The following is a 12864-nucleotide window of genomic DNA, read 5'->3' on the forward strand; positions in this document are numbered from 1 at the left end:
AGTGCCCGGGCCGCGTCCCGCGGCACATCGGTTTGCCTGCCGGACCCGCTGGCGCGCTTGCGCGGCGCGCGTTCCTGCATCCGGTAAACGGATCAGCCTCCCCATTTATTCCATCGCCGTTCCACGCTCCCATGCATTGCCCTATTGCCTCTTTACCCTATTGCCAGGCCTGCGGATCGCCGCCCAGGCTGGCGCAAACATCGCCGGCAATGGCGCGCAGCCGCGCTTCGCCCAACTGGCCGGAGAGCGCATAGCCGGCCCCGCCGCTGACCCAGTAGAAGGTGCGGCGATCCGCCTGGCGCAGCACGCCAAGCGTAGCCAGGGCAGGCGCGGCAGGCGTGATGTAGAGCGTGAGCCGCTCGCCGGCCGCGTCCTGATACATCAACTGGGCGGCCGGGCCGGCCTCGCCCACCAGCAGGCGCCCGCCCAGCAATGTGAAGCCGTATTCGCCCAGCGATGGAATGGTGAGCGTACGCGCGAGCCGGCGCGACAACCACGCGCGCAGGTGCGCCTGGTCGGCTGCCGCCACCTCGACCGGATGGCGCTCTTCAGGCGCGAACACCACATAGGCGGCATCGGCACGACGCGCGAATGCATTGGGGTCCGCGCTGGCGCCGGGCAGCCACGCCACGCCGAACGCAAGCGCCAGGCCAGCCATCACCCAGGCCGTGGCGGCAAGCGCACTGCGCCACCACGGCACGCGCGCCCGGAGCAGCACGTAGCGCAGGTCCGCCGGCAGCGGGAACAAGGCCTTGAGCGCAGCGTTCTGCTGGACATAGTGCTCCGCCAGTTCCGCCGCCCGCGCGTCATGCGCAAGCGCCGCGCGCAAGGCCGCCCCTTCCGCCTCGGGCAACTCGCCGTCCACCAGCGCGCACAGCCGCGCCAGGTCGGAGGCGGGCTCGCCTGCGTTCGGATCGGAGGTGGGGCCGGGACCCCGGTCGTCGTTCATGGCGTGTTTCTCACCACCCTTAGCGGTACGTGCCGCTCGCCAGTGCCATCCGTGCCGCCCGTGCCGCCGGCCCCACCAGTTCCGCCGGAGCCGCCGGAGCCGCCGGCACCATCGGCCAGCAGTGCGCGCAGATGCTCGCGCGCGCGGGACAGGCGCGACATCACCGTGCCTAGCGGCACTTGCAAGACCACGGCGGCTTCCTGATAGCGCAGGCCTTCCAGCACAACCAGCAGCAGCACCTCGCGCTGCTCAACCGGCAGGCGGTACAGCGCACGCTGCACGTCGCGCAGCAACAGCCCGTCGATCTCGCTGGCTCGGACCGCCTGCCGCTGCCACAGTGGATCGGCCGCGTCCACCGCCACTTCGCGGCGCCGGCGCAACTGATCGATGTAGAGATGGCGCAGCACCGTGAGCATCCAGGCCCGCGCCTGGCTGCCCGCGGGCAGCCGCTTGCCCTGGACAATCGCGCGCTCCGCGGTGTCCTGCACCAGGTCATCTGCCCACGCCGCGTCGCCGGTGAGCGCGCGCGCATAGCGCCGCAACTGCGGAAGCCAGACCGCGATGTCGTCGCCAAAGCTCACTGCTGACAGGACAGGTGGCGCGCATTCGAGCGCATCCGGGCCGGGATCAATATCCGTCTCCCCCCATGCCACCGATGCCAGTCGTGCCGGTCGTGCCATTTGTGCCGCGGCCACCATCGCGCGAGGCCGAGGTGCGGCCGGCCCCGTCGCCACCGCCATCGGAGGAACAGGCTGCCACCGCCATCAAGGCTAGCAGCAGGGCACAAACCAGGCGGAGCGCCTTCATGTTGGTCTCCTTGGCGGGCGGGCCGCATGCCGGCGGCATCGGGCGATGCCGCCGTCCGGTCCTGCCCATCCGAGTAAACGCGTGGCGCCCCGGTTTTATTCCGCAAAGCAGGCGTTTTGCCCCCGCTGCCGCGCAGCTTGCCGCATGGCCCACATCTTGGCCTGGCCCGTGCTGCGCGCGATACGTCGAGACGCTCCTTGCTTTGTCATTCAAGTGATCTAGAGTGATGTGATGCGCCATTTCGCCCGGCTGTGGCAGTGCTGGAGAAGCCACAGCGTGCGATGACACGATGGAGTGATCGCGCAATGGTTGGTATGAGTGCACTGATACGGGCTCGCATTCAGTTTGCGGAAATCACCTCTCTCTACCCTCTTCGCCTTCGTCCTGCCACCCGGCATGGCAAGGTCGGGCATCCAGGCTTTCGCGGCCTCTCCCGCACGCCGCGAGAGGCTTCCGGCCATCGCCGGCGTCCTGCGCGCGGCGTCTGTTCATCAACCTATCCACGACGACCGCCCACCGGCATGCAAGGCCGGGCCGGCCATTGTTCGCCTGCCAGGCACCAGCCGGCACAACTGTTGCCTGCGCGCCGCCTGGATCGCCGTGCCGTGTAGCGGCTGCGCCGGTCCAGGCCGGGTAGCCAGCGCGTGCGCGTGTTTGTGCTTCCCGTCCACTTCCACCGATTCCGAGGTCCCTTCATGCGCATCGAGCGGGTTCCCTTTCGCCATATCAGTGCCGCGACGGTTGCCGTAATACTTGCTGCATGCGGACAGAAGCCCGCCGCGCCGCCGCCGAAAACGCTGGAGGTCGGCGTCGTCACCGTCAAGCCGGCCACCGTGCCCGTGACCTCGGAACTGCCGGGCCGCACCAGCGCCTTCCTGGTAGCGCAGGTGCGCGCGCGGGTCGACGGCATCGTGCTGCGCCGCGAGTTCACCGAGGGCGATGAGGTCAAGCTGGGCCAGCGCCTCTACAAGATCGACCCGGCGCCCTACATTGCGGCGCTCAACAATGCCAAGGCCACGCTGGCGAAGGCACAAGCCAACGTGGGCACGCAGAGCGCGCTGGTCCAGCGCTACAAGATCCTGGTGGCGGCCAACGCCGTGAGCAAGCAGGACTACGACAACGCCGTGGCCGCGCTGGGCCAGGCCGTGGCCGACGTAGCATCGGGCAAGGCAGGGGTGGAAACCGCGCAGATCAACCTGGGCTACACCGATGTCGTGTCCCCCATCACCGGGCGCAGCGGCTTGTCGCAGGTCACGCCGGGCGCCTATGTGCAGGCCAGCCAAGCCACGCTGCTGACCACGGTGCAGCAACTGGACCCGGTCTACGTCAACTTGACGCAATCGAGTGTCGAGGGACTGCTGCTGCGCCGCCAGATCCAGGAGGGCCGCCTGCAGACCACGGGCGCCAACGCCGCCAAGGTCACGCTGCTGCTGGAGGACGGGCGGGCCTATCCGCTGCCCGGCAAGCTCCAGTTCACCGACGTGAGCGTGGACCAGAGCACGGGATCCGTGACGGTGCGCGCGATCTTCCCGAACAAGGATCGCGTGCTGCTGCCCGGGATGTTCGTGCGCGCGCGCATCGACGAAGGCGTCAACGACAAGGCCATCGTCGTGCCGCAGATCGGCGTCACGCATGACGCCAAGGGACAGGCCGTGGCGCTGGTCGTCGGCCAGGACAACAAGGTGGCGCAACGACAGATCGTCGCCACGGGCACCTACGGCAGCGGCTGGGTGGTGGACAGCGGCCTGCAGCCGGGCGATCGCGTGATCGTCAACGGCGTGGAAAAAGCCAAACCGGGTATGACGGTCAAGCCGGTCGAAGCCCCGCAACCGGCGCAGCCGGCCTCCGGCGCGCAGGCCATGCCTGGCGCCGGCGCGCCAGCGGCATCGGCGCCGTCCGCAGTATCGGCAGCATCGGCCGCGCAATAACCGGGAGCCAGCTTCATGGCAAAGTTCTTTATCGACCGGCCGATTTTTGCGTGGGTGATCGCGATCATCCTGATGCTTGCCGGCCTCGCCGCGACCACCACGCTGCCCATTGCCCAGTACCCCACGATTGCCCCGCCGGCCGTGCAGATCAGCGCGACCTATCCCGGCGCTTCCGCCAAGACCGTCGAAGACACCGTGACGCAGGTGATCGAGCAGCAGATGAGCGGCCTGGACCACCTGCTGTACCTGTCGTCCACCAGCGACGACTCCGGCACCGCCACCATCACGCTGACCTTCGCCGCCGGCACCAACCCGGACATCGCGCAGGTCCAGGTGCAAAACAAGCTGCAACTGGCCACCCGCTGCTGCCGCAGGCCGTGCAGCAACTGGGCACCAAGGTCACCAAGTCGAGCAGCAGCTTCCACGGTGTCGGCACGGTGACGCTGTTCGGCTCGCAGTACGCCATGCGGATCTGGCTCGACGCCACCAAGCTCAACAATTACGGCCTGACCCCGATCGACATCAGGAGCGCGGTCGCCGCCCAGAACGTGCAGGTCGCCGGCGGCAGCCTGGGCGGCACGCCGTCGGTGCCGGGCCAGATGCTGCAAGCCACCATCACCGAGGCCACGCTGCTGCAAACCCCCGTGCAGTTCGGCAATATCCTGCTCAAGGTGAATACCGACGGCTCGCAGGTGCGCCTGAAGGATGTGGCGCGCATCGAGCTTGGCGGCGAGAACTACAACTTCGACACCAAGTACAACGGCCAGCCGACCGCGGCCTTCGGCATCCAGCTGGCCACCGGCGCCAACGCGCTGGCCACGGCCAAGGCCGTGCGCGCCAAGATGGCCGAGCTGCAGCGTTACGCGCCGCAAGGCGTGGTGGTGGAGTATCCGTACGACATCACGCCGTTCATCACGCTGTCGATCGAGGAGGTGGTCAAGACGCTGATCGAGGGCATCGTGCTGGTGTTCCTGGTGATGTACCTGTTCCTGCAAAACCTGCGCGCCACGCTGATTCCGACCATCGCGGTGCCGGTGGTGCTGCTGGGCACGTTCGCGGTGATGTCGGTGGTTGGATTCTCGATCAACACGTTGTCGATGTTCGGCATGGTGCTGGCCATCGGCCTGCTGGTGGACGATGCGATCGTGGTGGTGGAAAACGTCGAGCGGGTGATGGCCGAGGAAGGCTTGTCGCCGCGCGACGCCACGCGCAAGGCCATGGAGCAGATCACCGGCGCGCTGGTGGGCGTAGCGCTGGTGCTCTCGGCGGTGTTCGTGCCGGTGGCGTTCTCGGGCGGCTCCGTGGGCGCGATCTACCGGCAGTTCTCGCTGACCATCGTGGCCGCCATGGTGTTGTCCGTGCTGGTCGCCCTGATCCTGACGCCTGCGTTGTGCGCCAGCCTGCTCGAGCCGATCCCGAAAGGCCATCACGACGAAAAGACCGGCTTCTTTGGCTGGTTCAACCGCACCTTCGCCAGGAGCCAGCAGAAGTACCACGGCGGGGTGGTGCACGTGATCCGGCGCTCGGGGCGCTGGCTGGTCCTCTACTTGATGGTGATCCTGGTGGTCGGCTTCCTGTTCGTGCGGCTGCCGAAATCCTTCCTGCCCGAAGAAGACCAGGGCACGATGTTCGTGCTGGTGCAGGCGCCCGTGGGCTCCACGCAGGAGCGCACCGCCAAGGTGCTGCTGGACGTGCAGAACTACTTGCTGGACAGCGAGAAAGACTCGGTGGAGGCGGTGCTCACGGTCAACGGCTTCAGCTTTGCCGGGCGCGGCCAGAACTCGGGGCTGGTGTTCGTGCGGCTGAAGGACTTCACCAAGCGGGAATCCTCGAACCTGAAAGCGCCCGCCCTGGTCGGCCGGATCTTCGGGCACTTCGCCGGGTACAAGGACGCCAACATCTTCCCGTTGAACCCACCCTCGATCCCCGAGCTCGGCACGGCCGCGGGCTTTGACTTCGAGCTGCAGGACCGCGCCGGCGTGAGCCATGAGAAGCTGATGCAGGCGCGCAACATGCTGCTGGGCATGGCGGCAAAAGACCCGCTGCTGGCGCAGGTGCGCCCTAACGGCCTGAACGACACGCCGCAGTTCAAGGTCAACATCGACCGCGAAAAAGCCGACGCGCTGGGCGTTAGCGCCGCCGACATCGACCAGACTTTCTCGACCGCCTGGGCATCGCTATACATCAACAACTTCCTCGATACCGACAACCGGATCAAGAAGGTCTACGTGCAGGGCGAACCGAAGTTCCGCATGAACCCGGAAGACCTGAACACCTGGTACGTGCGCAATGCGGCTGGCACGATGGTGCCGTTCGGTGCCTTCGGCTCGGGGGCGTGGATCTACGGCTCCCCCAAGCTCGAGCGCTTCAACGGCATCCCGGCGGTCGAGATCCAGGGCTCGGCGGCAGCCGGCAAATCGACCGGCCAGGCGATGAACGCCATGGAGGCCATCGCGGCGAAGCTGCCCGAGGGCATCGGCTACGAATGGACCGGCTTGTCATACCAGGAGCGCCAGTCCGGCTCACAGGCGCCGCTGCTCTACGGCATCTCGATCCTCGTCGTGTTCCTTTGCCTGGCCGCGCTGTATGAGAGCTGGTCGATCCCGTTCTCGGTGATCATGGTGGTGCCGCTGGGCATTCTGGGCGCGCTGCTGGCCGCCACCCTGCGCGGGCTGGAGAACGACGTCTTCTTCCAGGTCGGCCTGCTGACCACGGTGGGGCTGTCGGCGAAGAACGCCATCCTGATCGTGGAGTTCGCGCGCGACCTGCGCGACCAGGGCATGAGCACCATCGACGCGGCGGTGGAGGCGGCACGCCTGCGCTTGCGCCCGATCCTGATGACATCGCTGGCCTTCATCCTTGGCGTGATGCCGCTGGCGCTCAGCAATGGCGCTGGCGCCGGCAGCCAGCATGCGATCGGCACCGGGGTGATCGGCGGGATGCTGACCGCCACCTTCCTGGCGATCTTCATGATCCCGATGTTCTTCGTCGTGATCGGCAAGTTCAGCAAGACCAAGAAGAAGCCCGGAAGTCCGCCCCAGACCGCACCCGCGCCGGCAGGCCCCACGGACGGCGGCGATGAAGGTAGCACCGGCACGCCTGGTCAAGGACATTGAGATGCCCAGACTCGCATTGATCGCCACCGCCGCGGCCATGCTGGCCGCCGGCTGCACGCTCCAGCCGCGCTACGAGCGCCCCGCCGCGCCCGTTGCCCCCGCCTTCCCGGCCGGTGGCGTCTACGACAAGCAGCCGGAGCCCGCCAGCGGCGCGGCCAGCGCGCCCGCGCCCGAGATCGGCTGGCGGGACTTCTTTGCCGACGCGCGCCTGCAGCGCCTGCTGGAACTCGCGCTCAAGAACAACCGCGACCTGCGCGTGTCGGTGCTGAACATGGAAGCGGCGCGCGCGCAGTACCAGATCAGCCGCGCCGGCCTGTTCCCGGTCGTCAACGGGGTGGCCTCGCAGACCCGCTCGCGCACGCCGGAGAACCTGTCTTTCCTTGGCAAGACCATCTCAGGCGAGTACTCGGTCGGCCTCAACGTGTCGTGGGAAATCGACTTCTTCGGCCGCATCCGCAGCTTGAGCGACCAGGCCCTCGCGCAGTTCCTGTCGCTGGCGGAAAGCCGCAGGGCGGCGGAGCTGGCCTTGCTGTCGTCGGTGGCGGACCAGTACCTCACCATGCTCAGCTACGACGACGCGCTGGCCGTCACGCGCGGCACGCTGGTGACGGCCGAGGAGTCGTTGCGTATCACCAGCCTGCAGTTTGACGTCGGCACGGGCTCGGAGCTGGCCTTGCGCCAGGCCGAGGGTGTGGTCGAGCAGGCGCGCGCCAACCTGGAAACGGAAAGCCGGTTGCGTGCGCAGTCCGAGAATGCGCTGGTGCTGCTGGTGGGCGAGCCGCTGCCGGACGACCTGCCGCCTGGCCTGCCGCTCAACGGCCAGGCCTTGCTGGCCGACATCCCAGCGGGCCTGCCCTCCGACCTGCTGATCCGGCGCCCGGACATCGCCGCCGCGGAGCAATCGCTGCGGGCTGCGAACGCCAACATCGGCGCGGCGCGCGCGGCGTTTTTCCCGCGGGTGACGCTCACCGGCAGCGCGGGCACGCTGTCGCCCACGCTGGGCGGCTTGTTCAAGCCGGGCTCCGGCGCCTGGTCGTTCGCGCCGCAGATCACCCTGCCGATCTTCCAGGGCGGCGCCAATGTCGCCGCGCTGGACCTGGCCCAGGTGCAAAAGCGCATCGAGATCGCCGTCTACGAGAAAGCCATCCAGACCGCCTTTCGCGAAGTGTCGGATGGCCTGGCGGCGCGCGGCACCTATGACAACCAGATCAAGGCGCTCGAGCGCTTCACCGGCTCGCAGGAGCGGCGGCTGGTGCTGTCGGACCTGCGCTTTCGCAACGGGGTGGACAGCTACCTGAGCGTGCTGACCGCGCAGAACGACCTCTATAGTGCGCAGTTGCTGCTGATCAACGCCCGGCTGCAACGGTTGATCAACCTGGTCGATCTCTACCAGTTCCTCGGCGGCGGATGGATCGAGCGCGCGGGCGACACGCCCCGCCCAGCGGACGCGCCGGTCGACTACAGCGCGAACGCGCCGGGCCCGGCGGCCGCGCCGTAGCCTGTCCGCTATGCCAGCCGCTGGCAGCTATACGCCTCGGTCCGGTAAGGGAACGCCACGCTGGCCTTGCCGGCCAGCGCCGGGCTGCCATCGATCACGGCAAGCAGCCGGGCGCGCACCGCGTCCTGCTCCGCGGCCGGCAGCGAGGCAATGAAGCTGACCGACATCACCCGGTCCACGATCACCTGCTGCGCGGGGCCAATGTGCTCGTAAGGCAGGCTGGCCAGCGCCAGCTCGCCGAACCCGCTGCCCGGAAAGACCGCCTTCCAGTCGCCCTTGTAGAAGCGCGGCGCATCGCCCTCGAACGGGGTCATGATGGCGGTCAGCTGCGCCACCCAGTCGACCGATTCGTCGCGCACGTTCCACACCAGGCCAAGCTTGCCGCCCGGGCGCAGCACACGGCCGATCTCGGCCATGGCGGCGGCATTGGCAAACCAGTGGAACGCCTGCGCGCAGACCACCGCGTCGACGCTGGCGTCGGGCAGCGGGATGGCCTCGGCCGTGCCTTCCAGCGCCTGCACGGCGGGCAGCGCGGCGCTGAGCTGGGCCCGCATCGCCGCCACCGGTTCCACCGCGATCACGCTGGCGCCGGTGGCCAGCAGCAGGCGGCTGAACTTGCCGGTGCCGGCGCCCAGGTCCAGCACCGTATTGCCGCGCTGCAGGCCGAGCTCGGTTGTCAGCCAGGCGCCAAGCGCGCTCGGATAGTCGGGACGCCCGCGGGCGTAGGTATCGGCCTGGCTGGAGAAGCCCTGGGCAGCGGCGTGGTGGATGTCGGTCATGGTTGCGTCTCTCTGTTGTGCGTTGGACAGGCGCTCCGGAGCCAGCCCATCGCCGCAGCGGCGCCGGGCGTGGGGGAAGTGGAACTAGAACGAAGGCACCGGGTTCTCGCCCTGGCTGACCAGGTACTTGCCGTCCTGGAAGCGATAGCGCACCACCGCATCCAGCGATTTGCGCCGCGGCTTGCCCGCGCCGCCCGGGACTTTGACCTCCTGGCCCTGGAACGTCACGGTCAGGTCGCCCGGCGTGTCCGCGCCAAGGGCGAATGCCGGCTTGCCTTCTACCGCGTAGCAGACCTGCTCGCCGGCATCCTGGCTATCCGTGCCGCGCCGAGGGAACGCATCGGCCTTGCCTGACAGCGCCTCGTCGAGTCCGTGGCCGATATCTTTGCGATCGACGACTCGCCGAGCGAGCCTTCCCCACCTGAGAAGTCGTAGCCGTCGACACGCCGGCTGAGCTGCCAGCCGCCAGGGCTTTCGCCACTGGCCATGGCATCGCGCGTAAAGAAGTACGCGCCCAGCCAGGCACCCGCCACGTGGCTATTGTTGCGCGTGCCACCTTCATCCACCACCATGCCCTCGGTCAGCATCACCGCATGGGTGTCGTCCAGCCGGATCACCTGGATCGGCTTGACATCGATGGTGCCCTCCACCAGCGGCGCCTCGCCCGTGCCCTTGTAGTCCGGGTCCGGCAACGCGGCGCGCACCACGCGGCCTTTGTCGTCGTCGCGCCAGGCGGGAAAGGCCAGCAGGATCAACGCCTCGCGCTTGAGGGTGTCGGCCTGCGCAACCGCTGCCGAAGCCGGTGCGGCCTGCGCGGACGAAGCGCCAGCCGGCGCGGGCGAGGCGTCATGCCGCGAGCAGGCGGACAAGCCGAGGCAAAGCGCCAGGGCCGGCGCCAGCATCCGCCTGGCAATACGTCGGGAATCCGCACAGGTGGCACGAAGCAAGCAAAGAGTCATGTTGACGGCGGGCGCAATGGCCGCGGCTGCACGGCCAGGAATGGGGAGGCAAAGCGAGAAACGGGAACCGCGGGGAATGGCCACGCGGATGCCGCGCACCGCACTATCCGCGAGCCGGTCCACGCCGTCAAGGTGGGCGGGCTGCAATCCGGGTCTTCAAGCCGGGGCTTGGGGCGCAGAGGCAGAAGCCATGGCCGCCTCGAGCGCGGGCAGGTTGCCCTCGCCGAAGCCATGGTAGTTGTCGCGTTGGACGATTTCGAAGAAGAACTCGCCGGCCTCGCGGCGGGCAAAGGCTTGCAGGAAGGCTTCGCGCGTGCCGTCGTCGCGCAGCGCCCCGTCCACCAGGATGCCATAGCGCCGCAAGGCTGCTAGATCCAGCCCGTGTCCCGGCACGCGCGCGTCCACGGTGTCGTAGTAGGCCGCGGGCGGCTCGACGAAGCGCACGCCGTTGCGCGCCAGCGCGGCTGCGCTGGCCACCAGGTCGTCGGTCGCCAGCGCAATGTGCTGGATGCCCTCGCCGTGATGCCCTGACAGGTAGTGCTCCATCTGGTCGTGGCGTTGCGTGCCTTTCTCGTAGATCGGGATGCGAATCAGGCCGCAGGGCGAGAGCAGCACGCGGGAATCGCTCGCAACATGCCAGCCGGCATTGACCTCATGGATTTCCCGAAAGCCCAGCACCTTGCGATAAAAATCGAGCCATTCTTCCAGATGCCCGGGATCGACCGCCTGCGTCACGTGATCCACGCGGGCCAGGCCGGCGCCCGAAGGTGGCGCGGCAGTATCCGTGCCGGCATGCGCCAGCGAGCGGAAATCGACGTCGTAGATGGAGATGTCGCCCACGTCGCCAGGGCGCCCCTCCTTGCCGCGCCAGCGGTCGATAAAGTAGATGATGGAGCGGCCGATGCCCTGGATAGCCGGAATGTTCAACTCCATGGGGCCAACCGTGCCGGCCTCGAACGGCCACGCACCGGCCTCGACCGCGCGCGCGAACGCCGTTGCGGCATCGTTCACGCGGATGCCGACCGCGCAGATCGAGAGGCCATATTCGGAGGCATAGCGGGTGGCGAAGGAATCCGGCTCCGCGTCGACGATGAAATTCATCTCGCCCTGGCGGAACAGCTTCACGTCCTTGTGCCGGTGCTGGGCAATGGCATGAAAGCCGAAACGCTCGAAGGTACGCCCAAGCGCTGCGGGATCGGGGGACGCAAATTCGACGAACTCATAACCCATGATGCCCAGCGGATTCTCCCAAGGCTGGAAATCGTCGGTGCGCGACGAAAAAACGTCTGCCGGTCGGCTCATGTCTGCTCCTTTTTATGTGGTCCGTGGTGGCTGCGGGTGTTAGCCATCATAGCAAGGGCCTTGGCTTCGCTCTAGCCCGGGCGCCGTGCCCCCCCCGCACCGCCGTGCCGGGGTGGGCACGGCGGCAGCCGAAGCCTAGCCGGCGTCCCGCGTGCCAACAATGGCAGCGCCCAGGCCTGCCACGCTATTCGTGCGCGAGCGCACGATGAACGCACAAATCAAGGGTAAACCCTGATTTTCGGTGGCGCCCCGCTTGAGGAGCCTCATCCACGGGCAAACCCGAATTTCACACCATAAGCGCGCATATACGTGCGATTATCGCGCATGATGCGGCTTGAATCTCTTGGTTCGCATCACGTCACCCCCTAAGCTTGCGCTAACCACAGCGCTTCCGCCTCGCGGGATAGACGGCAACACGGACCCCAGACCCCACCATGATCGACGGCAAGACCACCCTCATCGCGCACATCGGCTACCCCACCGAGTCCTTCAAGGCGCCAATGATCTACAACCCCTGGTTTGCACAGCGCGGCATCAATGCCGTGGTGGTGCCCATGGGACTGAAAGCCGAGCACTTCGCCGACGGCTTTCGCGCGCTGTTCCGGCTGACCAACCTGCGCGGCGCGCTCATCACCATGCCGCACAAGGTCTCCACCATGGCACTGGTGGACGCGCTCACCCCGACAGCCCGCATCGCCGGCGCCTGCAACGCGGTACTGCTGCGCGATGACGGCACCTTGCTCGGCGATCAGTTCGATGGCGCGGGCTTCGTGCGCGGCATCCAGCGCAAAGGCTGCCAGTTGGAGGGCGCGTGGGTTCGGCCATCGCCGCGTCGCTGGCCGGCGCCGGCGTGACGCGGCTAGGCCTGTTCGATGCGCGCGACGCGTCGGCGCAGGCATTGGCCGCGCGGCTGCAGGCGCACTACCCGCAATTGCAGGTAAGCACAGGCTCGAACGATCCCGCCGGCTACCAGTTGGTGGTCAACGCCACGCCGCTGGGCATGAACGAGGCCGACCCCCTGCCCTTCGATGTCAGCCGCATCGACCCGCAAGCCTGGGTGGGCGAGGTCGTGATGAAGACGGAGTACACGCCCCTGCTGCGCGCGGCGTTGGAGCGCGGCTGCCAGGTCCAGGTGGGCACGGACATGTTGTTCGAGATGATTCCCGCCTATCTCGAATTCTTTGGCTTTGGCACGGCCACGGCCGAAGAGCTGCGCGCCGTCGCCAGGCTCGCATACTGAACACAGCATCGGGACGATTGAAAAGCCCGCGCTCCACGCGAAGCCGGATCTGCGTTGCCGTGCGCCTCTCTCCCGCGTGCGGGAGAGAGGCTGGGCGCTCGTTACACCTGCGTGCGAGACAACACCACGGGCTTCGCTTCAAGGGGCTCCTGGCTAATCCCCCCTACCCCTACCCTCTCGCCCCTGACGGGCCTGAAGGGAGGGAGAGACAGCCAAGCCGCCGTCACGGCGCGCGGCTTTGGCCTGTGCATCAGGTTTGTCGGCGGTCTGAGCCAGGTACAAGCCT

9 protein-coding genes and 2 pseudogenes are annotated in these 12864 nt (G+C 67.7%); 4 read left to right on the forward strand and 7 right to left on the reverse strand.

Features of this window, described 5'->3' with window-relative positions:
- Positions 1-157: 157 nt before the first annotated feature.
- Genes OR16_RS13430 through OR16_RS13440 form a run of 3 tightly spaced genes read right to left on the reverse strand, consistent with a single transcriptional unit; the run spans position 158 to position 1756 of the window.
- Entirely contained in the window at positions 158-949 is a 792-nt protein-coding gene (locus tag OR16_RS13430; RefSeq protein ID WP_006158501.1) for an anti-sigma factor family protein, read from the reverse strand.
- A complete protein-coding gene (locus OR16_RS13435) occupies positions 946-1530 on the reverse strand; it encodes a sigma-70 family RNA polymerase sigma factor (protein ID WP_006158502.1) in 585 nt (194 codons plus the stop codon). The genes OR16_RS13430 and OR16_RS13435 overlap by 4 nt, the downstream gene beginning before the upstream one ends.
- A gap of 46 nt (positions 1531-1576) precedes the next feature.
- Positions 1577-1756 (reverse strand): hypothetical protein, encoded by a 180-nt coding sequence (locus tag OR16_RS13440; RefSeq protein ID WP_141639868.1) that lies wholly within the window; start codon positions 1754-1756, stop codon positions 1577-1579.
- Between the two features lie 695 nt (positions 1757-2451).
- On the opposite strand from OR16_RS13440, the gene OR16_RS13445 reads away from it, so the two are divergent.
- The 3 genes and pseudogenes from OR16_RS13445 to OR16_RS13455 all read left to right on the forward strand — a co-directional run bounded on the left by OR16_RS13445 (position 2452) and on the right by OR16_RS13455 (position 8298).
- On the forward strand, positions 2452-3684 hold the full coding sequence (locus OR16_RS13445) for an efflux RND transporter periplasmic adaptor subunit (RefSeq protein WP_006158504.1): 1233 nt from the start codon (positions 2452-2454) through the stop codon (positions 3682-3684).
- A gap of 15 nt (positions 3685-3699) precedes the next feature.
- Positions 3700-6800: pseudogene (locus tag OR16_RS13450) on the forward strand (efflux RND transporter permease subunit).
- A 1-nt stretch (position 6801) separates the two neighbouring features.
- Positions 6802-8298 carry an efflux transporter outer membrane subunit gene (locus tag OR16_RS13455; protein WP_043419649.1) on the forward strand — a complete coding sequence of 499 codons (1497 nt, stop codon included), beginning with the start codon at positions 6802-6804 and terminating at the stop codon, positions 8296-8298.
- A gap of 8 nt (positions 8299-8306) precedes the next feature.
- Here the strand turns inward: OR16_RS13455 and OR16_RS13460 are convergent, their stop codons facing one another.
- The 4 genes from OR16_RS13460 to OR16_RS13470 form a co-directional block, all read right to left on the reverse strand.
- The gene (locus OR16_RS13460; protein ID WP_006158506.1) at positions 8307-9077 is read right to left on the reverse strand and encodes a class I SAM-dependent methyltransferase; all 771 of its coding nucleotides are present in this window, start codon (positions 9075-9077) and stop codon (positions 8307-8309) included.
- An 84-nt stretch (positions 9078-9161) separates the two neighbouring features.
- A complete protein-coding gene (locus OR16_RS44055; protein ID WP_158001353.1) occupies positions 9162-9305 on the reverse strand; it encodes a hypothetical protein in 144 nt (47 codons plus the stop codon).
- 50 nt (positions 9306-9355) lie between these two features.
- A complete protein-coding gene (locus OR16_RS13465; RefSeq protein WP_006158507.1) occupies positions 9356-9979 on the reverse strand; it encodes a hypothetical protein in 624 nt (207 codons plus the stop codon).
- A 213-nt stretch (positions 9980-10192) separates the two neighbouring features.
- Positions 10193-11338, reverse strand: a complete 1146-nt coding sequence (locus tag OR16_RS13470) for a 4-hydroxyphenylpyruvate dioxygenase family protein (protein ID WP_006158508.1) — start codon at positions 11336-11338, stop codon at positions 10193-10195.
- Between the two features lie 434 nt (positions 11339-11772).
- Between OR16_RS13470 and OR16_RS13475 the strand changes: the two are divergent.
- Positions 11773-12578 (forward strand): annotated as a pseudogene (locus tag OR16_RS13475) (shikimate dehydrogenase family protein).
- Positions 12579-12864 lie beyond the last annotated feature (286 nt).

This window comes from Cupriavidus basilensis OR16, assembly GCF_000243095.1.
Lineage (GTDB): Bacteria > Pseudomonadota > Gammaproteobacteria > Burkholderiales > Burkholderiaceae > Cupriavidus > Cupriavidus basilensis_D.

Excerpts from the sequence above, each read along its gene's own strand:
- OR16_RS13430 (WP_006158501.1), bottom strand. The coding sequence starts at position 949 with ATGAACGACGACCGGGGTCCCGGCCCCACCTCCGATCCGAACGCAGGC.
- OR16_RS13440 (WP_141639868.1), bottom strand. The coding sequence starts at position 1,756 with ATGAAGGCGCTCCGCCTGGTTTGTGCCCTGCTGCTAGCCTTGATGGCG.
- OR16_RS13445 (WP_006158504.1), top strand. The coding sequence starts at position 2,452 with ATGCGCATCGAGCGGGTTCCCTTTCGCCATATCAGTGCCGCGACGGTT.
- OR16_RS13455 (WP_043419649.1), top strand. The coding sequence starts at position 6,802 with ATGCCCAGACTCGCATTGATCGCCACCGCCGCGGCCATGCTGGCCGCC.
- OR16_RS13460 (WP_006158506.1), bottom strand. The coding sequence starts at position 9,077 with ATGACCGACATCCACCACGCCGCTGCCCAGGGCTTCTCCAGCCAGGCC.
- OR16_RS13465 (WP_006158507.1), bottom strand. The coding sequence starts at position 9,979 with ATGCTGGCGCCGGCCCTGGCGCTTTGCCTCGGCTTGTCCGCCTGCTCG.
- OR16_RS13470 (WP_006158508.1), bottom strand. The coding sequence starts at position 11,338 with ATGAGCCGACCGGCAGACGTTTTTTCGTCGCGCACCGACGATTTCCAG.